We start from the raw sequence: 26,438 nt of genomic DNA, 5'->3' as shown, positions 1-26,438 counted from the left end.
CCTGAGCCTGAGCCTGAGCCTGAGCCTGAGCCTGAGCCTGAGCCTGAGCCTGAGCCTGGCTTTATCCCAAAAAATGCCAGTAAGTATGTGGATATTGAGCAACTGCGCAGCCGTAGCAAAGGTTGGACCATTCAACTGGTGGCTGGAAATCTGGAGCAGACAGCGCTGAATATCATCTCCCGCTATCCTGCATTGGACGAGATGGTTTATACCAAGGGCGAGCGCAAGAGCGAGCCTTGGTTTATGGTTCTTTATGGGAACTATGCAACCAGGGAGGATGCTCAAAAAGCGGCTTCCAAATTGCCCGATGCACTGATTTCGCGCACTCCCTGGGTGCGTACAACCGAAGGCCTTTAAGCTGCTGTAAACATGCAACAACCCCCTGTTTCGCATCAAAAAAGATCATAGGCCGCGGAACCACTCCAAATAAAAAATGTCAATTCTTCTTGAGTACGCATTTATACGTGTGTAGAATCGCTGCCCGATTTTTTTAACGTCGGCGATTTTTGTGCACTGTTTTGGTGCATAAGTCGCTGATTAAAGTGCATTTATATGCAAGAGGGCGCTTATGAAACCAGGTCTCTATCACCCCGACGAATTCAAAGATAACTGCGGGTTTGGACTCATCGCCCACATGAAAGGCGAGGCCAGCCATCGGCTGCTGCAAACGGCGATCGAATCACTCACGTGCATGACCCATCGAGGTGGTATCGCGGCAGACGGTAAAACCGGTGATGGTTGCGGCCTGCTGATTCAAAGCCCTGGAGTCTTCCTGAAAAAAGCGGCCAAAGCTGCGTTTGGCCAGGAACCCGATGGCTTGTTTGCTGTGGGCCAAGTGTTCCTGAGCCAAGATTCAGGTAAGGCTGCCAAAGGTCGCTCCGCTCTGGAAAAATGCCTGATTGACCAAGGTCTTGAGGTTATGGGTTGGCGTGAAGTGCCGGTTGATGACAGTTGCCTGGGGCCAATGGCTCTCGACTGCATGCCGCGTATTGAACAGCTGTTTGTAACCCCGGGGGCCAAGACCGAAAAAGAGTTTGCTATCAGCCTGTTTATCGGGCGCCGCCATGCCGAGAGGGATATGGTGGATGATTCAGAGTTCTACGTTTGCAGCTTGTCCCACCGTACTCTTGCCTACAAAGGCCTGATGATGCCGGCGGATCTGGCGAATTTCTATAAGGATCTGGACGACCCTGACTTCACTACTGCCATATGCGTCTTTCACCAGCGGTTCTCCACCAACACCATGCCCCGCTGGCCTTTAGCTCAGCCGTTCCGGTATCTGGCTCATAACGGCGAAATCAACACCATCGACGGCAACCGTAACTGGGCTATTGCCCGGGCCGCCAAGTTTAATTCGCCGGATCTGCCAGATCTAAAAACCCTGCAACCGCTTGTGAATCTCGCGGGTTCTGACTCCTCAAGCATGGACAATATGCTGGAAATTCTGTTGGCGGGTGGCGTGGATCTGTTCCGGGCCGCGCGTATGATGATTCCGCCGGCCTGGCAGAATGTCGATACCATGGATTCCGAACTGCGGGCGTTCTATGAATACAACTCCATGCACATGGAGCCTTGGGACGGGCCTGCCGGACTGGTTATGTCGGATGGGCGATACGCCATGTGCATGCTGGATCGAAACGGTTTGCGACCAGCCCGCTGGGTGGTTACCAAAGATGATTTCATCACCTTGGCTTCAGAGATTGGTACCTACGGTTACCGGCCAGAGGACGTAGTCGCCAAGGGCCGGGTAGGACCAGGGCAAATGCTGGTGATTGATACAGAAACCGGTGAAGTGTTGCACACCCGGGATATCGATCAGCGTCTCAAGACGGCTCAGCCCTACAGGCGATGGTTGCGAGAAAATGCATTGCGAGTGGAGGCAACGCTCAATCAGGACACACCGGAGTTCCGGTTGATGGATGCGGATGATCTTCTGGTGCACCAGAAAATGTTCATGGTGTCTTATGAGGAGCGTGACCAAATCCTCCGCCCACTCGCTGAAAATGCCCAGGAAGCTGTTGGCTCCATGGGGGACGACACGCCCATGGCGGTATTGTCCAGTAAGGTTCGGCATGTGGGAGACTATTTTCGCCAAAAGTTTGCCCAGGTAACCAATCCTCCGATTGATCCACTGCGCGAAGCAATAGTGATGTCTCTGGAGACCTGTTTGGGGGCGGAGCGCAATGTATTTGATGAAACTGCCGAACACGCCGATCGGGTTATCTTGACTAGCCCTATTTTGTCACCAGCAAAGTTTCTCCGTTTGGAAGGCACCACGCGCCCGGGGTTTGCCGAAATAATCATCCCGTTAAGCTATGCGCCGGAGCTGGGTCTTGAGGAGGCTATCCGGCGAGTGTGTGCAGAAGCCGCGCAAGCCGTTCGTGATGGCAAAGTGCTCCTGATTCTCTCAGACAAGAACCTCAAGCAAGGCGAGCTGCCCATCAGTTCACTGATGGCCACCGGGGCTGTTCACCATCACCTTGTGGCCCAAGGCTTACGCTGCGACTCCAATATAATTGTGGAAACGGGCTGGGCGCGCGACCCTCACCACTTTGCTGTGCTGCTCGGTTTTGGCGCGACAGCGGTTTATCCCTACCTTGCCTACCAGGTGCTCAACGACTTGATCCGTACTGGCGAGTTGCTGATGGATCCTATCGAAGCGAAGAACAATTATCGCAAGGGCATCAATAAAGGCCTTTTGAAGATTATGTCCAAAATGGGCATTTCCACCATTGCGTCGTACCGGGGTGCACAGCTTTTCGAAGCTGTTGGTCTGGCGGACGACGTTGCTGATTTGTGTTTCAAAGGTGTTCCGTGTCGCATCCAGGGCGCTAGCTTCTTCGATTTGCAGCAAGATCAGGAGCAGTTGGCCGCGACAGCGTGGAAACCCCGTAAGCCAATAACCCCGGGCGGTTTGGTGAAATACATACATGGTCAGGAATACCATGCCTTTAACCCGGACGTGGTCACCAAGCTGCAAGAGGCAGTGACCAGCGGTAGCTATGGGCATTACAAAGAATATGCGGCACTGGTTAATGAGCGCCCAGTCGCGACCATCAGGGATTTGCTCGGCTTCCATGAAGGGATCGACGCCATTGGGCTGTCCGAGGTTGAGCCGGTTGAGAAGATATTCCCCCGGTTTGACTCTGCAGCCATGTCCCTTGGCGCTCTGTCGCCAGAGGCTCATGAAGCCTTGGCAGTCGCGATGAATACCTTGGGCGGGCGTTCCAATTCCGGCGAAGGCGGTGAGGATCCCGTTCGTTATGGCACCGAAAAACGTTCCAAGATCAAGCAGGTGGCCTCTGGCCGCTTTGGCGTCACCGCAGAATATCTGCGTAGTGCCGATGTTATGCAGATCAAGGTTGCCCAGGGTGCCAAGCCAGGTGAGGGAGGCCAGCTACCCGGTGGCAAGGTGAATCAGTTGATTGCGCGTCTGCGCTACTCGGTACCAGGTGTTACCCTGATTTCGCCACCGCCACACCACGACATCTACTCCATCGAGGATTTGGCGCAGTTGATCTTCGATCTCAAACAGGTCAATCCGCAAGCTCTGGTTTCGGTAAAGCTGGTTTCTGAGCCCGGCGTTGGCACCATTGCCGCTGGCGTGGCTAAGGCCTATGCCGACCTGATTACCGTCTCTGGCTACGACGGGGGCACGGCGGCAAGCCCTTTGGCCTCCATACGCTACGCCGGTTCGCCCTGGGAGCTCGGGTTGACAGAAACCCAGCAAGCACTGCGGGCCAACGACTTGCGCGGAAAGATTCGGCTACAAACCGATGGCGGTATAAAAACCGGCCTGGATGTAGTGAAAGCCGCCATTCTTGGTGCAGAAAGCTTTGGTTTTGGTACCACTCCGATGGTGGCCTTGGGCTGCAAATACCTGCGCATATGCCACCTGAACAACTGCGCAACCGGTGTTGCAACCCAGAACGAACATCTCCGGGAAGAGCACTTCAAAGGCACGGTGGAAATGGCCATGAACTTCTTCCGTTTTGTTGCGGAAGAAACCCGTGAGTGGATGGCCAGGTTGGGCGTGAGCACGCTGGAAGAACTTGTTGGGCGAACGGATCTTCTCGTACGCTTGCCGGGCCAAACCGAGCGCCAGAAACAGCTCGACCTCACACGGTTGCTGTCTAACGACCACATTCCTGCGGACAAACCACAAACCTGTCAGGTCGAACGCAATGTGCCGTTCGATCAGGGCTTGCTGGCGGAAGAAATGCTGAAAGCCATTGCCCCAGCCATTGAAGGCAAAACCGGTGGTGCCTGGAATTACCGCGTAACCAACTGCGACCGTTCGATTGGCGCGCGACTTTCCGGTGAGATTGCTGCAAAACACGGTAATCAGGGAATGGCCGATGCTCCGATTACCTTGGGGTTGGTGGGTACGGCGGGCCAGAGTTTTGGTGTCTGGAACGTTGGCGGGCTTAACCTGATTCTTGAGGGTGACGCGAACGATTATGTCGGCAAAGGCATGACTGGCGGCAAGCTGGTCGTCAAACCACCCCGTGGCAGTGTGTTTGAATCACAGAAAACCGCGATAATCGGTAACACCTGCCTCTACGGCGCCACCGGCGGCAAGCTGTTTGCCGCTGGTACGGCTGGTGAGCGGTTTGCTGTGCGCAACTCCGGCGCCCACGCAGTTGTTGAAGGCGCGGGCGATCACTGTTGTGAATATATGACCGGCGGGCTGGTCACTGTGCTGGGTTCTACAGGCCCCAACTTTGGTGCCGGTATGACGGGCGGATTCGCCTATGTGTTGGATATGGACAATACGTTTGTAGACAAATACAACCACGAATTGGTGGAAATCCAGCGTATCTCCCGTGAAGACATGGAAGCCTACCGCAACCATCTGCGCAGCGTGATTCGTGAGCACATATCGGAGACCGGCAGTGTTTGGGCCGAGCATATTCTTGAAGATTTCGACCACTACATCGGCCGTTTCTGGCTGGTGAAACCCAAGGCTGCGAGTTTGCGTAGCTTGCTGGCAAGTACTCGTGCACGTCCTGAATAGGCCGGTTATGTGTAAGGGTTCTGGGCTGCCAGCAGGTGCAGCCCTAGTCGAAATTGAGCAGATGAGAGCATCAGCATGAAAGAACGACTTGGTAACGATTTTCAGTTTGTGGAAGTAGGGCGATCAGATCCGAAAAAAGTCCCTGCAAAGAAACGTAAAAAAGAGTTTGGTGAAATCTATCACCCGTTCACCGCAGATAGCGCGGCGTCCCAGTCCCATCGCTGCCTGGAGTGCGGCAATCCCTATTGCGAATGGAAGTGCCCGGTTCACAACTACATTCCTAACTGGCTGAAGCTGGTGTCCGAAGGCAATATCATGAAAGCCGTTGAACTGTGTCACCAGACCAACTCGCTGCCTGAGGTCTGTGGTCGGGTATGCCCGCAAGACCGCTTGTGTGAGGGTGCCTGTACCCTGAACGATGGCTTTGGTGCTGTTACCATCGGATCGGTAGAGAAATATATAACGGATACGGCTTTCGCTCTGGGATGGAAGCCGGATATGTCTGCGGTCAAATGGACGGACAAAAAGGTGGCTGTGATTGGCGCTGGCCCGGCAGGCCTGGGCTGTGCCGATGTACTGGTTCGTAACGGCGTAAAACCAGTGGTATTTGATACCTACCCTGAGATCGGTGGTTTGCTCACATTTGGCATCCCTGAATTCAAGCTGGAAAAATCCGTCATGACCCGGCGGCGCCAGGTGTTTGAAGAAATGGGTGTTGAGTTCTGTTTGTCCACAGAGGTCGGTAAGGATGTTCAGATGCAAGACATCCTGGAAGAGTACGATGCAGTGTTCATGGGTATGGGCACCTACAACTACATGAAGGGCGGCTTCCCTGGTGAGGACCTGCCGGGTGTGTATGATGCCTTGCCGTTCCTGGTGTCCAACGTGAATCGACGCCTCGGATTTGAGCAGGATGCCGCTGATTTCATTGATATGAAAGGCAAGCGTGTGGTGGTGCTTGGTGGTGGTGACACAGCCATGGACTGCAACAGAACCTCCATCCGCCAACAGGCAGAGAGCGTGACCTGTGCCTATCGCCGGGATGAGGCCAACATGCCAGGTTCGCGACGGGAAGTGGCTAACGCCAGGGAGGAAGGCGTGAAGTTCCTGTTCAATCGCCAGCCCATTGCGATTGTAGGTGAAGGGCAGGTCGACGGTGTAAAAGTGGTGTCGACACAACTGGGTGAGCCGGATGAAAACGGTCGTCGCCGACCGGAAGTGGTTCCCGGAAGCGAAGAGGTCATCCCAGCAGATGCGGTACTGGTCGCTTTTGGCTTCCGCCCAAGCCCCGCAGACTGGTTTGGCGAACAGGCAATCAACACGGACGAATCCGGCCGGGTAACCGCTCCGGAAGGCGCAGAATATAGCTTTCAGACCAGCAACCCGAAAATCTTTGCGGGTGGCGACATGGTGCGAGGTTCCGATCTTGTGGTTACTGCCATCTGGGAAGGTCGTCAGGCTGCAGAGGGCATAATGGATTATCTCGATCTCTGAAATTAGCCTCGTTTTTGCTCCAAAAGGCCGGTTTACTAGGGGTAAGCCGGCCTTTTTTATTATGAAAAACGGGGTATCATTGTTTCCGTTCCATCAAGACTCTCTTAAAGACATGACATTGGGATCCCTATGACCGAGTTGAAGAATGACCGCTTTCTGCGCGCCCTGATGCGCCAGCCTGTTGATCGTACCCCGGTATGGATGATGCGCCAGGCCGGCCGTTATTTGCCCGAGTATCGCGCTACCCGGGAGAAAGCTGGCGATTTCCTCAGCTTGTGCAAGAACACGCCTCTGGCCTGTGAAGTAACTCTGCAGCCTCTTGAGCGTTTCCCGCTGGATGCGGCAATTCTGTTTTCCGATATTCTTACCATCCCTGATGCTCTGGGACTGGGTCTGTATTTTGAAACAGGTGAAGGCCCCAAGTTCAAGCACCCGATCCGCTCTAAAGCAGATTTCGAGGCTCTGCCAGCTATCAAGGCAGAAACCGATCTCGACTATGTAATGAACGCGGTGTCTACTATCCGTGGCGCGCTCAATGGCCGCGTTCCATTGATTGGCTTCTCCGGAAGCCCTTGGACACTGGCAACTTATATGGTTGAAGGTGGTTCCTCCAAGGATTTCCGCGAAGCCAAAAAGCTGATGTACAGCGAGCCTGAGGTTATGCACCGCCTGCTGGACATGCTTGCCGATATCATCATTGAGTATCTCAATGGCCAGATTAAAGCTGGTGCCCAAGCTGTCCAGATATTCGATACCTGGGGCGGACTGCTGAGCACATGGGCCTACAAAGAGTTCTCGCTGAACTACATGCAGAAGATTGTGGATAACCTGATCCGTGAGAACGATGGTCGTCGCGTTCCAGTGATTCTGTTCACCAAAAATGGTGGTCAGTGGCTGGAGTCTATTGCAGATACAGGAGCCGACGCTGTTGGCCTGGATTGGACCACGGATATCGGCGATGCCCGTGCTCGTATAGGCGACCGTGTGGCCTTGCAAGGCAACATGGACCCCACGATGCTATACGCGCCACCGGCACGGATCCGCGAGGAGGTGGGTGACATCCTGCGCCGCTATGGTTCCGGCCCTGGCCATATCTTCAACCTCGGGCACGGTATCACGCCCGAAGTGAAACCCGAGAACGCCAAGGCCTTTATTGAAGCTGTTGTTGAATTAAGCCCAGAATACCACAGCTAACAAAGAGCTGAGCCAATGGGTGACTACCGGATAATGGTACGAAGCGTAAGCGATATTCTCGCTTCGGTACGATCCCTATTGGGTGGTACGGCCGCTTTGATTGCCGGCAACAGCCTGCTCGGCGTTGTTCTGCCGCTCCGAATGGAAGCGGCAGGCTACCCGATAGCGTTGACCGGGGTGATCATGGCGGCCTATTACTTTGGTCTCGGGCTAGGGGGGGTACGCGGAAAGCGGATAATCCTCCGTATCGGCCACATCCGCGCATTTGCTGCCTTTGCCGCTTTAACTGCTGCGGTAACCTTGGCCTACACTGCCTTTACCCATCCAACCGCATGGGTCGCCCTCCGAATTATTAACGGCTTCTGCATTGCCGGCTTAACGGCCACCATAGAAAGCTGGCTGAACACCAAAAGCAGTAACGAAACCCGAGGCCGTGTTCTCGGTTTTTACATGCTCACCTATTACCTGGCGATCGCCGCCGGGCAAACGCTGGTCAACCTCTCTGACCCCGAAGCCCCCGATCTTTTCATGCTGGCGGCCGCGCTGATCGTTATGTCGCTGATACCTGTAGCAATGACCCGCTTGGGCGAGCCGAATCTTGGCGAAAGCCGTGCACTGAGCCTGAAAACTCTATACAGGGCATCGCCGGTTGGCATAATTGGTGCGGTGGTATCCGGGGTCATGATTGGCTCCTTTTACGCCCTTGCAGTGGTTTTCGCCCGAAGGATCGGCCTGAGCGTGGCTGAATCCGCCATGTTCATGAGCGTGGTCGTACTGGGCGGGCTGGTCTTCCAGTTACCCATAGGTGCAATAGCAGACAGACTTGACCGACGACTCGTCATGGCGATTGCGCTCATTCTGGTCGGTAGTTCCTGGGTAATACTGCTTAGCCTGATGGCTGCAGGAATCCCATTTGCCACGCTCTTGGTGCTGGCTCTGTTTTTTGGCGGAGTAATGAGCAGCATCTACCCGCTCTGCGTAGCAGAAACCTTTGACCGCCTGGAGCGCAGATACTACGTTGCAGCATCCGGGCGCCTGCTCCTGTTTCACTCCATAGGCGCAACACTCGGGCCAATGCTTGCAGCCGTGCTCATGGCTGTTTCCGGTCCCTTCAGCTTCTTCATATTTGAGTCGGCTGTGGGCCTGATTTACGCAATGTATGTGTTAATGCGTGTCTACAAGAGACCGGCAGCCCCCACAGAACAAAAGGAAAAATTCGTTCCTCTTCCCGATGCCGCTCCCATGGCAACAGACCTCGACCCACGATGCCACGAGGAAAACGGGGCAGATTGTTAAGCTCTGCTCGCGCTTTGGTTTGGTAAGTTATCGCTGCCTGGAAGCCAGACACTGTTCCGTCTATAGTCTTATCAAATATCCCGACAATAAAAGGAATGCCCCATTGCCCGCCAAAGCACCTGAAAAACGGATGTTCCAGCGCATAAGCTTTGATGCCCCGTGCGAACTCCATGTCCTTGAAAACCTATGGACGACAGAGGTGTTGGATATATCCATGAAAGGCGTTCTGGTGAAGCGGCCGAAAGAGTGGAATGTACCCTTGGATCAACCTTGCGAGGTGGTTATTCATCTTGATGGGGAGAAAGTGGGCATTGTTATGGCGGTTGAGCTGAAGCACATTGAGGCCCACAGGCTTGGCTTCAAATGCCAGTACATAGACCTGGAGAGCGCAACGCACCTAAGGCGTCTTGTTGAATTAAATCTAGGGGATCAGGTTCTTCTCGAGAGGGAGTTGGCTCACCTGATTGATTAGTCACCCATGGCTTTTTGGATGACAAATTGCAGAGCTAGCAGGCGGGATTGGGGAAGGGTTTCCAAAAATGTCGTAGGCCAAGGACGGCCGGAGACAAGCGCACAAGGATGTGCTCGTAGCGGTTTTTGGAAACCCTTCCCCAATCCTGCCAAACCACGAAGGTCAGCGGTTTGAGGAGGCAAGTGTCAAAGCTCCTCCAAGGCGGTAATGGCCTCACTAAGCTTAGTCACAGGAATCACCTTCATCCCCGCAATCGCCTTACGCGGCGCATTGGCTTTCGGCACCAGAGCACGAGTAAACCCATGCTTCGCGGCCTCATTGATCCGCTCCTGGCCACTGGGTACCGGCCGAATCTCCCCCGACAACCCTACTTCCCCGAAAATCACCAAATCCTGCGGCAAAGCCCGATCCCGAAATGAAGAAACAATGGCAGCCAGCAACGCCAGATCCGCGCTGGTTTCATTAACCTTAACGCCGCCCACCACGTTCACGAATACATCCTGATCCGACACATGCAAACCGCCATGCCGGTGCAACACCGCCAAAAGCATCGCCAAACGGTTCTGATCCAAGCCAACGGCCACCCGCCTGGGGTATCCCCCTTGCGCCATATCCACCAACGCCTGAATCTCCACCAGCATCGGCCGGGTGCCTTCCCACACCACCATAACCACGCTGCCAGGCGCGGCCTCCTCGCCACGATTCAGAAAAATCGCACTGGGATTTTTAACCTCTTTCAAGCCCTGCTCGAGCATAGCGAACACGCCCAGTTCATTCACTGCGCCAAAGCGGTTCTTGATGCCTCGCAAAGTGCGGTAACGGCTGTCACTGGAACCTTCCAGCAGGATAGAGCAGTCAATCATATGCTCCAGAACCTTGGGGCCAGCCAGACTGCCATCCTTGGTGACATGGCCTACAAGGAACAGAATAGTGCCCGTTTGTTTAGCAAAACGGGTCAGAAATGCAGCGCTTTCACGAACCTGAGAAACAGAGCCGGGAGCGGATTCGATATCCGCAACATGCATTACCTGAATACTGTCTATTACCAGAATTCGTGGTTTTTCAGTTTCAGCCACCTGAATCAGCCGCTCCACGCTGGTCTCGGAGAGCATCTTCAAATCTTTGGTGGGCAAGCCAAGGCGTTTGGCTCGCATAGCCACCTGTTGCAGGGATTCCTCGCCGGTCACATACAGTGCCGGAACGCTGGCGGCCAGATGACACACCGCCTGAAGCAGCAGAGTACTCTTGCCGGCACCAGGGTGGCCGCCCATTAGTACAGCCGAGCCTTCCACAAGCCCGCCGCCCAGAACCCGGTCGAACTCCTGCATGCCCGTGCTGATGCGTTCCTGCTCGGCAAGGCTCACATCATCCAGGCTTTGCACCGCTGACAAGCTGCCGGCAAAGCCTTCAAAGCGCACACCACGGGCGCCTTTGGCGCTGCTGCTAACGCCGCGGACTTCGCTGACCGTATTCCATGCCTGGCAGGACGTACACTGGCCCTGCCATTTGGAATAGTCTGCACCGCACTCGGTGCAGACATAAGCGGTTTTGGCTTTTGCCATCAGGCCAGCTTCTTGTACTTCATGCGCTGGGGCACCATGGCGGAATCCCCTTTGCGCTTCTTGTGGTCTTCGTCGTATTCCGCGAAGTTACCCTCGAAGTAAACCACCTCGCCATCGTCCTCGAAGGCCAGAATGTGGGTAGCCACACGGTCAAGGAACCAGCGGTCGTGCGAAATAACCATGGCAGCGCCCGGGAAGTTCAGTAGAGCTTCTTCCAGCGCGCGAAGGGTCTCAACGTCCAGGTCGTTTGTAGGTTCGTCCAGCAGCAGCACGTTGCCGCCTTCTTTCAGCAGCTTGGCCAGGTGCAAGCGGTTACGCTCACCACCCGACAAATCGCCCACGCGCTTTTGCTGATCCGAGCCCTTGAAGTTAAAGCGGCCGGCATAGGCTCTTGAAGGGGTTTCGTAGTTGCCCACTTTAATGATGTCCTGCCCATCACTGAGCAGTTCCCACACGGTTTTCGAGCCATCAAGGTCACGGCTCTGGTCCACATAGGCCAGATTGACCGTCTCGCCCACCGTTATGGTGCCTGAAGTAGGCTCGTCCTGGCCGGCGATCATGCGGAACAGTGTGGATTTACCTGCGCCGTTACCACCGATAATGCCCACGATAGCGCCAGGTGGCACAGTGAAAGACACATCTTCATAAAGCAGACGGTCACCAAAGGCTTTGCTGATGTCTTCCACTTCAATAACCTTGTCGCCCAAGCGAGGTCCGGGTGGAATATAAATCTCGTTAGTTTCGTTACGCTTCTGGAACTCCTGGGAGCTCATCTCTTCGAAGCGGGCAAGGCGGGCCTTGCTCTTGGACTGGCGGCCTTTGGCGTTGCTGCGCACCCACTCCAGTTCCTGCTTCATGGCTTTCTGGTGCGAGGCTTCCTGCTTGGCTTCAGTGCTCAAACGCTGCTGCTTGTTCTCAAGCCACTGGCTGTAGTTGCCTTCAAACGGGATGCCCTGGCCACGGTCGAGTTCCAGGATCCAGCCCGCTACGTTGTCCAGGAAGTAGCGGTCGTGGGTGATGGCAACCACAGTGCCTTCGTAGTCGTGCAGGAAGCGCTCCAGCCAGGCGACGGATTCTGCATCCAGGTGGTTGGTAGGCTCGTCCAGCAGAAGCATGTCTGGCCCGGAAAGCAGCAGGCGACAAAGCGCCACACGACGACGCTCACCACCTGAGAGGTTTTTTACTGGCTGATCCCACGCTGGCAGGCGCAAAGCGTCAGCGGCAACTTCCATCTTGCGCTCTATATCGTGGCCATCAGTAGCCTGAATCAAAGCTTCCAGTTCACCCTGCTTTTTCGCCAGTGCATCAAAGTCTGCATCTGGCTCGGCATAAGCGGCATAAACCTGGTCCAGCTCCGCCAGCGCGCTGTGAACTTCAGCAACAGCCTCGTCAACAATTTCCTTTACGGTTTTTGTGTCGTCCAGTTCCGGCTCTTGTGGCAGGTAGCCCACGTTAATGCCCGGCTGGGGCCGGGCTTCGCCGATGTAATCTGTATCCACACCCGCCATAATGCGTAAAAGGGTGGATTTACCGGAACCGTTCAGGCCGAGTACGCCAATCTTGGCACCCGGGAAGAAGCTCAGGGAAATATCCTTGAGGATTTCACGCTTGGGCGGAACCACTTTGCCCACGCGATTCATGCTGTATACGTACTGAGCCATAAAGGCATTACCCTCTTTTAAAACGAGAAATGGCAGGTTTCGGTGGCGCTTTTCGCGACAGTCTCAGCGAACCTTGCAAACAGGAATAAATAGTTGGGTTTGTAAGGTATCGAAACAAGGGGGCTATAGCAATTTCAGAAAAACGGCCGATATCGGTATGACGGTATGTGCGAACAGCATAAAGGATGATTTCCAACCCGGTAATGGGCTAGAATAGCGGCCCGAATTTTAAGGGATTCCGGGGCTATTTCTAAACTCTCCGGGCCAGTCAAGCACACAGGGGCAGCGCACCGATGTTTAATCGTGATATGAAGATCGCCGGTTTCGACGACGAACTCTGGAACGCCATGCAGGCGGAAAGCAAGCGTCAGGAGGCTCATATTGAGCTGATTGCATCAGAGAACTACACCAGCCCACGGGTGATGGAAGCCCAGGGCAGTGACCTGACCAACAAGTATGCCGAAGGCTATCCCGGCAAGCGCTACTACGGTGGCTGCGAGTTTGTTGACATTGCCGAGCAGCTGGCCATTGATCGCGCCAAGGAATTGTTTGGTGCCGCTTATGCCAACGTGCAGCCACACTCTGGCTCACAGGCCAACTCGGCCGTGTTCATGGCGCTGGTTGACCCCGGTGATACTGTTCTGGGTATGAGCCTCGCCCATGGTGGTCACCTGACTCACGGTGCCAGCGTCAACTTTTCCGGCAAGATATACAATGCCGTGCAGTATGGTATCAACACAGATACTGGCTTGATCGATTACGACGAACTGGAGGCCATGGCCGTTGAGCACAAGCCGAAAATGATCATTGCCGGCTTCTCTGCTTATTCCCAGGAACTGGACTTTGCTCGCTTCCGCGCGATTGCCGACAAAGTGGGTGCCTACCTTTTTGTGGACATGGCGCACGTAGCCGGCCTGGTTGCCGCAGGTGTCTATCCCGACCCCATGCCCCATGCGCATGTGGTAACCACCACTACCCACAAAACCCTTCGCGGCCCCCGTGGCGGCCTGATTCTGGCCTGCGACGACGAAGCTCTGCACAAGAAGCTGAATTCGGCTGTGTTCCCGGGTGGCCAGGGCGGCCCCTTGATGCACGTGATTGCTGCCAAGGCGATCTGCTTCAAAGAAGCCATGAGCGAAGAGTTCAAAACCTACCAGAAACAAGTGGTGAAGAACGCATCTGCCATGGCGCAGGTGTTTGTTGATCGTGGTTACGACGTAGTGTCTGGCGGCACCATGAACCACTTGTTCCTGGTGAGCCTGATCAAACAGGATATTACTGGTAAGGATGCCGATGCGGCTCTGGGCCGTGCACATATTACCGTGAACAAGAACGCGGTTCCCAACGACCCGCGTTCGCCATTTGTGACCTCTGGCCTGCGCATGGGCACGCCAGCGATCACTACTCGCGGTTTTGGTGTGGTTGAGTGCCGTGAGCTGGCAGGATGGATTTGCGATATCCTCGACAACCTCGAAGACGAAGCCGTTATTAATCGTGTTCGTGGACAAGTTGAAGCCCTGTGCGCGCGTTTCCCGGTATACAGCTAAGCTTCTGGTAAGACCCGCCAGACAGTGCATTTATTAATATGCCCTGTCTGGCCCCCTCTCCGGAGTACCTGATATGCATTGTCCTTTCTGTGGTGAAGCAGATACCAAGGTTATTGACTCGCGTCTTGTGACCGAGGGCGATCAGGTGCGTCGCCGCAGGGAGTGCTTGTCTTGTCATGAGCGTTTTACCACGTTTGAGTCTGCCGAGCTGGTGATGCCGCGGGTGGTTAAGCAAGATGGAACCCGCCAGCCTTTTGATGAAGAGAAATTGCGATCAGGGCTCATGAAAGCACTGGAAAAACGCCCGGTCAGTATTGAGCAAATTGATGCCGCTTTGAATCGCATCCGCTATCGTCTTCGGGCCGCCGGCGAGCGTGAGGTGAAATCCATGCAACTGGGTGAGGAAGTAATGACCGAGTTGCGCCAGCTCGACAAGGTTGCCTACGTGCGGTTTGCTTCTGTTTATCGTAGCTTTCAGGACATCAACGAATTCAAGGAAGAGATTGAGCGGCTTTCGGCAAACAATGGTGAAGTCGCGGTTGATGTTGCAAAAGTACTGGCAGGTAAGCAATCACCTGAAGGAAAAAAATGACCGAACTCCTGGATCGGACCATGATGGCCCGGGCCGTGCAACTTGCATGGCGGGGCCGCTACTCAACGCACCCTAACCCCCGGGTTGGTTGCGTAATAGCTCGTGGTGACAAAATACTGGGAGAAGGGTGGCATGAGCGGGCTGGTGAGGCCCATGCTGAAACCCGGGCGCTAAGCCGGGCAGGCACTGCTGCCCGAGGTGCTACTGCCTATGTCACGCTTGAGCCCTGCAGCCATTTTGGCCGCACGCCGCCTTGCGCGCGCGCGCTCGTTGAGGCGGGTGTCGCGCGGGTGTTTGCCGCCACGCAAGATCCGAATCCGGCAGTGTCCGGCAGGGGGCTCGAAATGCTCCGTGAAGCCGGTATCAGGGTTCATGTAGGGCTACTGGCAGAAGAAGCGGCGCGCCTGAATCGCGGGTTCATGAAGCGCATGAATACTGGCCGCCCTTGGGTAAGGCTGAAGATGGCGGCGAGTCTGGACGGGCGAACTGCAATGGCCTCTGGTGAAAGTCAGTGGATTACCGGCGATGAAGCCCGTCGCGATGTTCAGCGCCTCCGGGCCGAAAGTGATGCGATTCTTACCGGCGTTGGTACCGTACTTGCGGACAACCCTTCATTGACTGTTCGCCGGGAAGAGCTTGGGGATATAGGTGATGCCACCGAGCCGTCTCGGCAGCCTTTGCGAGTGATCGCCGACAGGGATGCCAGAACTCCCCCCTCTGCAACCATTCTGCGGGGTGGCAAGGTTCAGGTGTTTTGCGCATCATCCACACTGGCAACCGCACCGGCGCAAGATCTTGCCGCACTGGGAATTCGCCTCAAGGGTGTGTCATGGAAAGATAACGGCATTGATGTCTCCGAGCTTTTGGATTCGCTGGGGGATATGGGTGTTAATGAGTTGCTGGTTGAAGCCGGGCCAACGCTTGCGGGCACCTTTATCAGCGAGCAGTTGGTAGATGAGTTGTGGCTGTACCAGGCGCCGGTTTTTTTGGGAAGCAACGGCCGACCGACGGCGCATCTTCCGCTGGAGGCTATGGCAGACAAAATCGAATGGACCGTACAAGACCGGCGACAGGTAGGAGAAGACCAACGTCTTATCCTGGTTCGCCGCTAAACGTTTAAATTCACAGTGCGTTTCATAGCTGCTTTTGCAAGTGGCAATGGAGGCATTGAAAGGGTGCAAAACAATATGGCACTGAACAGCGTTGAAGAAATCATAGAAGATATCCGCCAGGGCAAGATGGTTATCCTGATAGATGATGAAGACCGGGAAAACGAAGGCGACCTGGTGATGGCGGCCGAACACTGCACCGCCGAAGACATCAATTTCATGGCGCGTTTTGGTCGCGGCCTCATCTGCATGCCGATGACGCGGGATCGTTGCGAGCAGCTCGATTTGCCCTTGATGGTTCAGCAGAATGCATCGGGGTTTGGTACCAAGTTTACCCTGTCTATTGAGGCGGCTACGGGTGTGACTACGGGCATTTCAGCAGCGGATCGCGCACGTACCGTGCAGGCAGCCGTTGCCCGCAACGCTAAAGCGTCAGACTTGGTGCAACCCGGGCATATCTTTCCCTTGATGTCAGACCCCGGTGGTGTTCTTAGCCGTGCTGGCCACACAGAGGCCTCCTGTGACTTGGCAGCCTTGGCGGGTTGCGAGCCGGTCGGTGTTATCTGTGAAATCATGAACGATGACGGCTCCATGGCGCGCAGGGAAGACCTGGAGCTATTTGCCGAAGAACACAATCTTAAGATTGGCACCATTGCTGATCTGATTCACTATCGCACTACCCACGAACGTACTGTTGAGTGTGTTGAAGAAAATCAGCTCGATACCGAATACGGTATGTTCAAGCTGCGCACCTACCGGGATATTATTCAGGGATCCACACACCTCGCCATGATTTATGGTGAAATTCCGACGGATGAGCCGGTACACGTGCGGGTTCACATTACCGACACGCTGAGAGACTTGCTTGGCGCACGCCGCAAGGATTCCCGGAGCTGGCCGTTGCATCACGCCCTTGAAAAAGTTGCTGCAGAAGGTGCGGGTGTCGTGGTGCTGCTCAATAGCGCAGAAGACAGCTATAACCTGGAAGACCGTATTCAGGAGTTTTTCGACCAGGGGCATGGGCCCGCTGGCAAAGGTAGCTCCGGTGTGTATTTCACCGTGGGCACCGGCTCCCAGATCCTGCGGGATCTGGGCGTGAGCAAGATGCGGTTGCTCAGCCCACCCGTAAAATACTCGGCGATTTCCGGATTTGACTTGGAAGTAGTTGAGTACATTCCCTACACCCCGGATTGATTAACCTGGTTGCAGCACTGTGGCTGCAACCTGAGAAGGAGCCCCCGATGGCGGATATCAAAGTAATTGAAGGTGATTTTACCCAGTGCACCGGGCGCTATGCGCTGGTAGTGGGACGTTTTAACGGTTTTGTTGTAGAGAGCCTGGTGGACGGCGCCATCGACACCCTGCGCCGCCATGGTATTGCTGACAGCGACATCACCCTTGTGCGCGTGCCCGGAGCCTATGAAATGCCTCTGGCCGTGAAGCGTGTTGCAGAAACTGGCGACTACAACGCCATCATTGCGTTGGGCGCCGTTATTCGTGGCGGCACTCCGCACTTTGAATATGTGGCTGGCGAGGCATCAAGCGGCATAGGTGCAGTGAGTCTGGAGACCGACGTGCCAGTGACCTTTGGTGTGCTGACCGTTGATTCAATCGAGCAAGCCATTGAGCGCTCAGGCACCAAAGCCGGCAACAAAGGCGCCGAGGCGGCTATCACAGCGTTGGAAATGGTTAGCCTGTTCAACAAGCTGGGTGAGTAATGAGCGATACTGAAGGTACGACACCCGGCCCGGCCCCGACAGGCCAGCCAAAAGCTGGCGATCGCCGCCGTGCACGGGTTCTGGCAATGCAGGGGCTTTACCAGCGCCATTTTACCAAGAGCCCGATTTCAGATATTGAAGCTGAGTTCATGGTCGATAACGATATGACCAAAGTGGACTCGCTGTATTTTCGTGATGTTCTGCGTGGCGTTCACCGGGAACAGGCTGAGCTGGACAAGCTGATTGAGCCATTTCTTGACCGTCCGTTGCTTGAAGTGGACCCCGTGGAGCTGGCTATTGTGCGCGTAGGTGCCTACGAACTGCGCCATCGCGTGGATGTGCCCTACAAAGTGGTGATCAATGAGGGTATAGAATTGGCGAAGCGTTTTGGTGGCACAGAAGGGCACAAGTTTGTGAACAGTGTGCTGGATAAACTGGGCCGTCGCTTGCGCCTTGCAGAGACACGTTCACGCTAGCCAATGGGTGAATTTGAGCTGATCCGGCAATATTTCTTGCCCTTGGTTCGTCCGCACGGTTCCCACTCTGTGGTGGTGGGGCCGGGCGATGACTGCGCAGTTCAAAATATACCATTTGGGTCTGACCTGGTTTTCTCCATCGACACATTGGTTGAGGGGGTGCACTTCCCCGTTGATTATTGCCCGGATTATCTTGGTTGGAGAGCACTTGCAGTGGCTGCGAGTGATCTGGCCGCCATGGGGGCTGAGCCTGCCTGCTTTACCCTTGCGCTGACACTTCCTGAAGCCGACGAATCCTGGTTGCGTGATTTCGCTCTTGGGCTTGGCCGTGCGGCCGATTCCTTCGGTCTTACGCTCGCGGGAGGCGATACAACCCGTGGCCCGCTTACCCTGAGCTTGCAGGTCCATGGGTTGGTGGAGGAGGGGCGAGCCATCCGCCGTTCCGGAGCCAGAGCTGGCGATCTGATTGTGGTATCTGGCACTTTGGGTGACGCCGGCGCAGCCCTGGACTATCTTGGCTCCTGCAACCCCGCTGCAGACGAGCAGCATGTGTTGGAGCGCTACCATCATCCAGAGCCGAGGCTGAAGTTGGGAGTGGCCCTGAGGCACCTGGCAACAGCTGCCATTGATGTGTCCGACGGCTTGCTGGCGGATCTCAATCATATTCTCGAGGCTTCCAGTGTGGGCGCAAGTATTGAGCGTGCCCGAGTACCTGTGTCGCAACCACTTGCCCGTTTGAAAGACAGCGCCGCCATAGAGTATGCGCTGCACTCTGGTGATGATTACGAACTTTGTGCGACCATTCCGGAAACAAGGTGGGCGAAGGCGCCCGAATCGTTGAAGCAACAGCTCACCGTTATCGGGGTAATTGAGTCAGCCATTGGCTTGCGGCTTGATGGCGCCGAGGTAGTGTCAGGTTCTGAAGCTACAGGTTTTGATCATTTCAGGAGAGACGCATGAGCCAGGAAGATCAGTGGCCGGAGCCGGATTTACCCAAGGCTATTTTGCCGCCGGGGTTTCTGAAAGACCCTGTTCATTTATTGGCGTTCGGCTTTGGCAGCGGCGCGATGCCAAGAGCTCCTGGCACTTGGGGGAGTCTGGCGGCTATTCCTCTGTGGTATGGCTTCGCATGGCTGCCGCCGGCGGCCTACTGGCTTGTTGTAGCGGTGGCCTTTGTGGTGGGCATCTGGTTATGTGGCAAAACCGCAGCAGATCTTAAGGTTCACGACCATGGCGGCATAGTTTGGGATGAGTTCGTGGGAATGTGGATTGCTCTGGGTTTGTTTCCGGATCAGATTTACGGCGTATTACTGGTGTTTCTGATTTTCAGGTTTTTCGATGTGATCAAACCGTGGCCAATCAACTGGCTGGATGAGCGCTTGCCCGGTGGGCTGGGAATCATGGTGGATGATGCAGTGGCCGCCGTCATGACACTTTTGTGCCTGTTTGCGATCGACACCTGGGTGATGCCATACATCCTGTAGGGTGGCAAGATCAGCAACCAGGGTTGAAAAGGGTTCCAACAGGGTTAGTGCACTCGTTGCTCTTCAGGGAGCATTTTTACCACGTGCAGGAAGCGTTTAAGCCCGATTTCAGCGCGCTCCCGAGACGCGAAGGGGCCACTGTCAAAGCCCTCTCTGGTAGAGAAATACCATTTGTTCCCGACACAGAAATATCTGCTGCTACGAAAGGGAATGCGCGTATCTTCTCCTGATCTGACCTGGGTACTCATGGCCGGCTCCGGTGCCCGACTTCTTATTCTTTGTGTCGGGCGAAGTGTGATTAGTAAGAGTTTGTTTAAAATTAAACCAATTTTCGGCGAATTCAACATTTTTTAACAAATAAATAAATAGCATTGCCATGGGTAGCCCACTCCGCGCGTGTGCGTATTCAGTTGCCCATAGTTGCCACAGTGTTCAGAATGCACCTTAACAAATTGCATTCCCGCACCGGATTCCCCTTACCGTAAAGGAGCTAATATGAGTATCGTTAACATTATGGGCGTTGCAAGATTTGAACCCGGTCATTCCCGCCGGTGGTCGAAAATACTCAGGGTATCGCTTTCAGCCATGTTGCTGGCTGTCCTGGCAGGTTGTTCCTCGGCGGTTACCAAACTCGAAACCTGGGATGGCGACCCTGGTACTGCAGTAAATGCAGCAACGCTGAAGGCGCCGGGGGAAATTACTGTCAGCCACGTTAATGGCCGCAAAATGACGAATTACCTGATGGATGACCTGGCGCTGGACTATGCGCTCCTGCCGGGTGAAAACGAGGTGGTGTTCACTTACAAAACCATCTGGGCGAAATCGGGAGTTGTGAGAAATGGTGAGTCAAAGGTTCACATAGTGGAAAGTAAGCCACAAGTGGTCCGCTTTGAGGCTAGCCCCAATGCTATCTACCAATTTGACTACGATAAGCCCACATCCCGCCGGCAAGCCGAGGAAGTGATTCCCGAGTTTTCTGCAGCGGTTGTCGGTGCCGATGGGCAAACGTTGGCCCGTTCAACAAATTGGTCGCCCGAGGATAGTGCCCGGTCTGCGCGGACGCCGTTGCCTGCGGGGCAGTCTGGGGAGGCTAATGATGGCGTAACGTCTCTGGATCGCCTGAAGGCTGTTTGGGAAACCGCTACGGATGAAGAGAAAAAAGCCTTTTTACGCTGGGCGTTTGAGTAACAGTCAGGCCTGACATGCAGGCCGTTATGCTTATCGTTTGAAGCGCCCTGTGACATTTTTCAGGGCGCCTTCCAGAAAACCCATCACTTCGTCAGCCATTGTTTCAGGCCGGGTATCTTCGAAAGAGGTTAGCAGTTCCTCTGAATCCAGTTTGCTGGCAGCTTCTTCAATAGCATCAAGGCTTTCATAGACATACGTTTGAAGAGAGCTGCCGTCAGCGACAACGTCCGGGCAGATGGTAAAGCTGAGTGTCAGGCTGCCCTGGTAGCTTATGGCAACAATAGCCATGCCCATGCTATCGAACAGGGGCGCTGCGTTATATTGTTGCACCAGTCTTGCGCCTTGTAAGTAAAGAGGCACCTGAGGGCCAGGTACATTGGTAATGGGCAGGTTGAAAACAGGTTGATAGCGCTGGGCAAGCTGCAGCTCCGAGTAAAGCCGTGCTGACAACGCCAACATAGTAGACGGTAAAAGCTCTGTGAGCCGGTCCGCGGCGATGGCTTCGTGGTAGGGATCTGAATTTGCTGCGTTACGGTGAATTCGGTGAACGCGCTGAGCCGGATTCTGCTCACTGGTGGCAAGGTCCAGTAGTATGGCAGACATCTGACTGCCGGTGGTTCTGTTAAGTGCTCTCGACCGCACGGATATGGGGGTCATGGCAATCAGCGATTCCCCGGTGCTCGTTTCCTGGCCGGCAAGATACCGTTTCAGAGTCTCTGCGCACAGTCCCAGGACCACATCGTTGAGCGTTACATTCCCAAGAGATGCCTTGATTGCTTTCAGGCGAGATAGATCCACCTTGGCGGAGACTATCTGGCGATTGCCTGTAATCTGGCGGTTGAATGGGCACTGGGGTGCAGAAAACAAGGCGAATGGCAGCGGTATTCTCCGTAGCTGACTTTGGACCAGCCCGCGTGCGGTTGCGTCCACGGCACCCGCCGCCAGTGATGCGAATCGCCAGGGCGCCCTTAATATGTTGGCGCCTGCCTGCAGGATTACCCGCTCTTCTGAAGGCTTGGGCCGTGGCTGCCAAGGCCGTGGTGCGCTGATAAGTGCCGGCTCCGGCGTGTATTCCAGCAACTTGGCCATAATTTCTGCACCACTGAAAGCATCAATCGCTGCATGGTGAAGTTTTACAATAAGAGCGATGCCTGCTTTACCTTCTTTCTCGTCGCCGAGCCGGAACCCGTCAACAAACGTTATGTGCCAGAGTGGGCGATCCCGTTTCAGCGGGGCTTCCAGAATTCTCGAGGCAAGTGTCATCAGGCCCGATTCCTGACTGTTTTCGCCAAGGCTCACATAGGCAAGGTGCCGGTCTATGCTGAAATCAGGATCATCAATCCAGTAGGGGCGACCCAGACGCATGGGGATTTCTTGTATGATCTGGCGGAATACCGGCACCACGTGAAGGCGACTTTGCAGGTAAGCAACAAAGGTGCTGAACGCCAGAGGCGAATCTCGTTCACTGGCATCAAACAGATAGATGCTACCAACATGCATCGGTGCGTTTTCTGATTCCAGGTACAAGAGTGAGGCATCCAGTTCCGAAAGCTGCCGCATCAACGAGCTCCGTTCTTTAATCAAGGTTCATTGCAGTATAAATGAATCGTGCGCTGAAGCGGTTGACTCATTTGCCGGTCAGAATTCAGCCAGACAGCCACCTTAACCCAAGTGCAGGCGAGCCTCACTCAGGCTTCAAGCCAGCCAGGTATCGTCGGGTCGTTGATCAGCCGTTCCCAGAACCACAACAGAGCCTTGCCTTTGTCGTCAGTGTGTCTGGCGGCCTGAAGCGTAGCGGGTTGCCTGGGTTCGCTTACCTGTTTCTCAATGAGTTCGCCGCGAGCAAGAAGCTCTTTCACCCTGAATTTCGGGAGCCAGCCCACACCGAGGCCTGCTTTCTGCATCGCAATTTTGTGATCGACCGTTGTCCCGGTCAAGGTGCGCTGCCGGTGAAATATGCCTGCGTGGCCAGGGGGTAGAGAGCGGGATGAATCTGCGGCAACGGCGGCCGGAAAGTGCGAGATGTCGTCCTCGCTCAGAGGTTCCTCAGCGTTTGCCAGGGGGTGGTCGGGTGATACGGCGAAAATGAACTCCATTGTGCCCAGATTTTGGCAGGTAAAGCTCCCGGCCGGTTTGCTGAAGTCGTCTGCCCCGACAATCAGGTCCACTCTGCGGCTTTGGAGAGCGTCCCAGGTGCCGGCAAACACCTCTTCGGTAATCTGGACATCAACAGGCACACCCAGTGTGCTGAAGTTTCTGATGGCAGGGAACAGGCACTCGGCAGGAAGTATGGAGTTGAAGCCTATGCGCAGCCTGGTTTCCCAGCCCTGTGCGACCTGTCGGGTTGAGTGGGCAAGGTTTTCTACAGCATCTAGCAGGATGCGGCCTTCTTCGAGCAAGTATAGCCCGGCGGGAGTGAGTACAGCCCGATGGCCGCTCCTGTCGAACAGGGTCACGTTCAGGTCTTCTTCGAGTTTTTGCACGGTGTAACTGATCGCCGACGGCACCCGGAAGAGTTCGCCGGCGGCACCGGCGAAGCTGCCTTTGCGGTTGATGGCGTCGAGGACTTTCAGGGCATCAATTGTAATGGCTGAGTACATGTTCGAATTATCTGAAGTTGTTGGCCAGAATTGGTTGCTTGAGAGGTTAGCAGGGTAACCGCTATTGTACCTGGTAATTGTTTGCAGATTCATTCAGAACTTTTGAGGAGTATTCACTATGGGTCTTCTTGTTGATGGAAAATGGCAGGACAAGTGGTACGACACCAGCAAAACCGGTGGTAAATTCGAGCGCGAAGCGGCGCGGTTCCGCAACTGGGTAACGGCAGACGGTTCAGCCGGGCCAGCGGGAGAGGGTGGTTTCAGGGCAGAATCCGGGCGTTATCACTTGTACGTGTCCTTGGCCTGCCCATGGGCCCATCGCACGTTGATCTTCCGGAAGTTGAAAGGTCTTGAGAAGCATATTTCGGTGTCGGTTGTGCACCCGGATATGGTTGAGAACGGCTGGGAATTTCGGCCGGGTGAGAGCGCGCATACAGATGACTTGTACGATTTCCGCTTCATGCATCAGGTATACACCAAGGCAGCGCCTGATTATTCAGGTCGGGTGACGGTTCCGGTGTTGTGGGACAAGCAAAAGCAGACCATTGCCAGCAATGAGTCGGCGGAGATCATCCGTATGTTTAACTCGGCGTTTGATGGTCTGGAAGGTGTCAATGCTGATCTGGACTTGTATCCGGAAGCGCTGCAGGCGGACATTGATGCGGTGAATGAGCGGGTGTACGACACGGTTAACAATGGTGTGTACAAGGCGGGTTTTGCCACGGCTCAGGATCAGTATGAGAAGGCCTATGCGGAGCTGTTCGAGTCGCTGGACTGGCTGGAAGCCAAGCTGTCGAAGCAGCGGTATCTGACGGGTACAACCATCACCGAAGCGGATTGGCGCTTGTTCACTACTCTGGTTCGGTTTGATGCAGTTTACTATAGCCACTTCAAGTGTAATCGCCAGCTTATCAGTGATTTTCCGGCGCTTTCAGGTTATCTGAGGGAGCTATATCAGGTGCCGGGCGTGGCCGATACTGTGGATATTCGCCAGATCAAGCAGCACTACTATGTGAGCCAGCGCACCATCAACCCCACTCAGGTTGTGCCAGTGGGGCCGCAGTTGGATTTCACCGCTCCCCACGGGCGTGATGGCCTTTAACTGACCCGCGCCACAGCAACCTGAGTCAATAACTCCAGGGCTTCTTTGTGGGGTGAGTCAGGAAGGGCAGCCAGGGTGGCCGAAGCTTTGGAGGCTTCGACCCTGGCTCGCTCCATGGTGTACTCCAGTGCGCCGGAGGCTTCTACAAGTTTGAGAACTTTTGGTAGGTCATCCAGCCCGCCTTTGCGGATGGCCTGGCGTATGAGCTGTCGGCCTTCTTCGCTGCTGTGGGCCATGGCATGAATCAGGGGCAGGGTGGTTTTGCCTTCGGCCAGGTCGTCACCCACGTTTTTGCCCATGGCTTCGGCATCACCCCGGTAATCCAGAACATCATCGACCAACTGGAAGGCCAGCCCCAAGTGTTTGCCGTAATCTTTCAGGGCCTGTTCCTGAAGGGTTGTTGCGTTAGCCAGCAGGGCGCCAGAATGGGATGACGCCTCAAAGAGCATGGCGGTTTTGTTGTGGATCACGGTCATGTACTGGTCTTCCGTGAGATCCGGGTTTTTTACATTCATGAGTTGCATAACTTCGCCCTGGGCGATAACCGCTGTGGCGCGTGACAATACTTCCATGATGGGAAGGCTTTTTAGCTCTACCATCATTTCGAATGCGCGGGCGTAGAGGAAATCACCTACCAATACGCTGGGCGCATTCCCCCAATTGGCGTTTGCAGTCTTCCTGCCACGGCGCATATCTGAAGTGTCCACAACATCGTCATGAAGCAGGGTGGCGGTATGCAGGAATTCAATCACTGCAGCCAGCTTCAAATGCTCATCGTTGCTATAGCCCGCAGCCCGGCTGGAAAGCAAAACCAGTAAGGGTCTCAAGCGCTTACCGCCGCTTTCAATAATGTGCTGGGCTATTTTTTCTACCAAGGGGACGTCGGAGGAAAGTCGCTGGATGATCAGGTCATTAACGCGGCTGAAGTCATCTGCCACTGTGTCGTAAATGCGCTGGGCTGTCATGCGGCTTGTGGATCCCTTGCTGGTGTCGAGGTTGTGTTTCTACCTAGCGTATAGATAATGCAGGCAGAACGCGGCAATGCTAGGTATTGCTGCGGTTTGTGTCAACTTGGCTTGTATTGCCGGGCGCCTTTTCGTACAATCACGCGCCCAACTCATCCCAACCTGCGCTCCCTGTTATAGGGTTGCCGAAGTGCTTCCCTTAGAACCAGGTGGATAAGAGCAGGGATGGGTCAATCGCGGAGAAAGTTAATGTACGCAGTTATTGTTAGCGGTGGTAAGCAGCACCGTGTTAAAGAAGGCGAAACTCTGAAGCTGGAAAAGCTGGAAGTGGAAACAGGCGGCAACGTCGAGTTTGACCGCGTTCTGCTGATCGCCGATGGCGACAACTTCAAAGTTGGCGCGCCGGTTGTTGATGGTGCCAAAGTGACTGCCGAGGTGGTTAGCCACGGTCGTCACGAGAAGATTAACATCATCAAGTTCCGTCGTCGTAAGCACTCAATGAAGCGTCAGGGCCACCGTCAGTGGTTTACTGAAGTCAAGATCACGGGTATTCAGGGCTAAGATCCCGGAAACAACCCCATAAATCAGGAGGCTTGTCATGGCTCACAAAAAAGCAGCAGGTAGTACCCGTAACGGTCGCGATTCCGAGTCGAAACGACTTGGTGTCAAGCGCTATGGCGGCGAAGCAGTATCTGCAGGTAGCATCATTGTCCGTCAGCGCGGAACCCGTTTCCACGCCGGCAGCAATGTTGGCCTGGGCAGAGACCACACGCTGTTTGCGAAAGCAGACGGTCAGGTCAAGTTCGAAGTGAAAGGTCCACAGAACCGCAAGTTCGTAAGTATCGTTCCAGCTGCTGTCTAAGCAGCGGCGATCCGGTTCTGTCGAACCTTGGGTAGCCCTGACATTCTGCTGATATAGTTAGAAGTCAGAGCCACCTGGAGCCCCGCAAAGCTTCCTAGA

Annotated in this window: 24 protein-coding genes; 18 read left to right on the top strand and 6 right to left on the bottom strand. The window is 54.9% G+C overall.

Annotation, left to right across the window (positions count from 1 at the left end; translation table 11 throughout):
- The 6 genes from CDH47_RS16740 to CDH47_RS16715 all read left to right on the top strand — a co-directional run.
- The coding region (locus CDH47_RS16740) for an SPOR domain-containing protein (RefSeq protein ID WP_193601672.1) at window positions 1-357 on the top strand (357 nt) is incomplete at its 5' end.
- A gap of 211 nt (window positions 358-568) precedes the next feature.
- Window positions 569-5,017 (top strand): glutamate synthase large subunit, encoded by a 4,449-nt coding sequence (gene gltB, locus CDH47_RS16735; protein WP_100641393.1) that lies wholly within the window; start codon window positions 569-571, stop codon window positions 5,015-5,017.
- Between the two features lie 75 nt (window positions 5,018-5,092).
- Window positions 5,093-6,511, top strand: coding sequence for an FAD-dependent oxidoreductase (locus CDH47_RS16730; protein ID WP_100641391.1), 1,419 nt, complete (start codon window positions 5,093-5,095; stop codon window positions 6,509-6,511).
- A 129-nt stretch (window positions 6,512-6,640) separates the two neighbouring features.
- Window positions 6,641-7,705 (top strand): uroporphyrinogen decarboxylase, encoded by a 1,065-nt coding sequence (gene hemE, locus CDH47_RS16725; RefSeq protein ID WP_100641389.1) that lies wholly within the window; start codon window positions 6,641-6,643, stop codon window positions 7,703-7,705.
- Window positions 7,706-7,720: 15 nt separating this feature from the next.
- Window positions 7,721-9,001 carry an MFS transporter gene (locus tag CDH47_RS16720; RefSeq protein ID WP_205077625.1) on the top strand — a complete coding sequence of 427 codons (1,281 nt, stop codon included), beginning with the start codon at window positions 7,721-7,723 and terminating at the stop codon, window positions 8,999-9,001.
- Window positions 9,002-9,104: 103 nt separating this feature from the next.
- The gene (locus CDH47_RS16715) at window positions 9,105-9,473 is read left to right on the top strand and encodes a PilZ domain-containing protein (RefSeq protein WP_100641387.1); all 369 of its coding nucleotides are present in this window, start codon (window positions 9,105-9,107) and stop codon (window positions 9,471-9,473) included.
- 185 nt (window positions 9,474-9,658) lie between these two features.
- Here CDH47_RS16715 and radA read toward each other — a convergent pair whose 3' ends face one another.
- Both radA and ettA read right to left on the bottom strand, forming a co-directional pair.
- Complete coding sequence (radA, locus tag CDH47_RS16710; RefSeq protein ID WP_100641385.1) at window positions 9,659-11,035, bottom strand: DNA repair protein RadA; 1,377 nt, start codon at window positions 11,033-11,035, stop codon at window positions 9,659-9,661.
- Window positions 11,035-12,696, bottom strand: coding sequence for an energy-dependent translational throttle protein EttA (gene ettA, locus CDH47_RS16705; protein ID WP_100641383.1), 1,662 nt, complete (start codon window positions 12,694-12,696; stop codon window positions 11,035-11,037). The genes radA and ettA overlap by 1 nt, the downstream gene beginning before the upstream one ends.
- 293 nt (window positions 12,697-12,989) lie before the next feature.
- Between ettA and glyA the strand changes: the two genes are divergently transcribed.
- From glyA to CDH47_RS16665, 8 genes are all read left to right on the top strand, one after another.
- Entirely contained in the window at window positions 12,990-14,243 is a 1,254-nt protein-coding gene (gene glyA / locus CDH47_RS16700; protein ID WP_100641381.1) for a serine hydroxymethyltransferase, read from the top strand.
- A gap of 73 nt (window positions 14,244-14,316) precedes the next feature.
- Window positions 14,317-14,835: a transcriptional regulator NrdR gene (gene nrdR / locus CDH47_RS16695; RefSeq protein ID WP_100641379.1), complete on the top strand. Its 519-nt coding sequence runs from the start codon at window positions 14,317-14,319 to the stop codon at window positions 14,833-14,835.
- The gene (gene ribD / locus CDH47_RS16690; protein ID WP_100641377.1) at window positions 14,832-15,947 is read left to right on the top strand and encodes a bifunctional diaminohydroxyphosphoribosylaminopyrimidine deaminase/5-amino-6-(5-phosphoribosylamino)uracil reductase RibD; all 1,116 of its coding nucleotides are present in this window, start codon (window positions 14,832-14,834) and stop codon (window positions 15,945-15,947) included. The genes nrdR and ribD overlap by 4 nt, the downstream gene beginning before the upstream one ends.
- 75 nt (window positions 15,948-16,022) lie before the next feature.
- The gene (gene ribBA, locus CDH47_RS16685; RefSeq protein ID WP_100641376.1) at window positions 16,023-17,138 is read left to right on the top strand and encodes a bifunctional 3,4-dihydroxy-2-butanone-4-phosphate synthase/GTP cyclohydrolase II; all 1,116 of its coding nucleotides are present in this window, start codon (window positions 16,023-16,025) and stop codon (window positions 17,136-17,138) included.
- Between the two features lie 47 nt (window positions 17,139-17,185).
- A complete protein-coding gene (ribH, locus tag CDH47_RS16680; RefSeq protein WP_100641374.1) occupies window positions 17,186-17,662 on the top strand; it encodes a 6,7-dimethyl-8-ribityllumazine synthase in 477 nt (158 codons plus the stop codon).
- Window positions 17,662-18,138 carry a transcription antitermination factor NusB gene (gene nusB, locus CDH47_RS16675; protein WP_100641372.1) on the top strand — a complete coding sequence of 159 codons (477 nt, stop codon included), beginning with the start codon at window positions 17,662-17,664 and terminating at the stop codon, window positions 18,136-18,138. Before ribH ends, nusB begins: the two co-directional genes overlap by 1 nt.
- A gap of 3 nt (window positions 18,139-18,141) precedes the next feature.
- On the top strand, window positions 18,142-19,098 hold the full coding sequence (gene thiL / locus CDH47_RS16670; protein ID WP_100641370.1) for a thiamine-phosphate kinase: 957 nt from the start codon (window positions 18,142-18,144) through the stop codon (window positions 19,096-19,098).
- A complete protein-coding gene (locus CDH47_RS16665) occupies window positions 19,095-19,622 on the top strand; it encodes a phosphatidylglycerophosphatase A family protein (protein WP_100641368.1) in 528 nt (175 codons plus the stop codon). Before thiL ends, CDH47_RS16665 begins: the two co-directional genes overlap by 4 nt.
- Before the next feature lie 44 nt (window positions 19,623-19,666).
- Here the strand turns inward: CDH47_RS16665 and CDH47_RS16660 are convergent, their stop codons facing one another.
- Window positions 19,667-19,870 carry a DUF6316 family protein gene (locus CDH47_RS16660; RefSeq protein WP_100641366.1) on the bottom strand — a complete coding sequence of 68 codons (204 nt, stop codon included), beginning with the start codon at window positions 19,868-19,870 and terminating at the stop codon, window positions 19,667-19,669.
- Window positions 19,871-20,117: 247 nt separating this feature from the next.
- Between CDH47_RS16660 and CDH47_RS16655 the strand changes: the two genes are divergently transcribed.
- On the top strand, window positions 20,118-20,810 hold the full coding sequence (locus tag CDH47_RS16655) for a DUF2057 family protein (RefSeq protein WP_239985867.1): 693 nt from the start codon (window positions 20,118-20,120) through the stop codon (window positions 20,808-20,810).
- Between the two features lie 30 nt (window positions 20,811-20,840).
- On the opposite strand, the gene CDH47_RS16650 is transcribed toward CDH47_RS16655, so the two are convergent.
- Together CDH47_RS16650 and CDH47_RS16645 are read right to left on the bottom strand one after the other, a co-directional pair.
- Window positions 20,841-22,370, bottom strand: a complete 1,530-nt coding sequence (locus CDH47_RS16650) for a wax ester/triacylglycerol synthase family O-acyltransferase (RefSeq protein ID WP_100641364.1) — start codon at window positions 22,368-22,370, stop codon at window positions 20,841-20,843.
- A gap of 128 nt (window positions 22,371-22,498) precedes the next feature.
- Window positions 22,499-23,410 (bottom strand): LysR substrate-binding domain-containing protein, encoded by a 912-nt coding sequence (locus CDH47_RS16645; protein ID WP_100641401.1) that lies wholly within the window; start codon window positions 23,408-23,410, stop codon window positions 22,499-22,501.
- Window positions 23,411-23,528: 118 nt separating this feature from the next.
- Between CDH47_RS16645 and CDH47_RS16640 the strand changes: the two genes are divergently transcribed.
- A complete protein-coding gene (locus CDH47_RS16640; RefSeq protein WP_100641362.1) occupies window positions 23,529-24,512 on the top strand; it encodes a glutathione S-transferase family protein in 984 nt (327 codons plus the stop codon).
- Here the strand turns inward: CDH47_RS16640 and ispB are convergent.
- A complete protein-coding gene (gene ispB / locus CDH47_RS16635) occupies window positions 24,509-25,477 on the bottom strand; it encodes an octaprenyl diphosphate synthase (RefSeq protein WP_100641360.1) in 969 nt (322 codons plus the stop codon). The two genes, CDH47_RS16640 and ispB, sit on opposite strands and share 4 nt — an antisense overlap.
- Before the next feature lie 249 nt (window positions 25,478-25,726).
- Between ispB and rplU the strand changes: the two genes are divergently transcribed.
- Entirely contained in the window at window positions 25,727-26,038 is a 312-nt protein-coding gene (gene rplU / locus CDH47_RS16630) for a 50S ribosomal protein L21 (RefSeq protein ID WP_100641358.1), read from the top strand.
- 37 nt (window positions 26,039-26,075) lie between these two features.
- Window positions 26,076-26,339 (top strand): 50S ribosomal protein L27, encoded by a 264-nt coding sequence (rpmA, locus tag CDH47_RS16625; protein WP_100641356.1) that lies wholly within the window; start codon window positions 26,076-26,078, stop codon window positions 26,337-26,339.
- Window positions 26,340-26,438 lie beyond the last annotated feature (99 nt).

The sequence above is a fragment of the Marinobacter salexigens genome (assembly GCF_002806945.1).
Classification (GTDB): domain Bacteria; phylum Pseudomonadota; class Gammaproteobacteria; order Pseudomonadales; family Oleiphilaceae; genus Marinobacter; species Marinobacter salexigens.
Note: the sequence above shows the minus strand (reverse complement) of the source record. Positions and strands in the feature narration are given on the sequence as shown.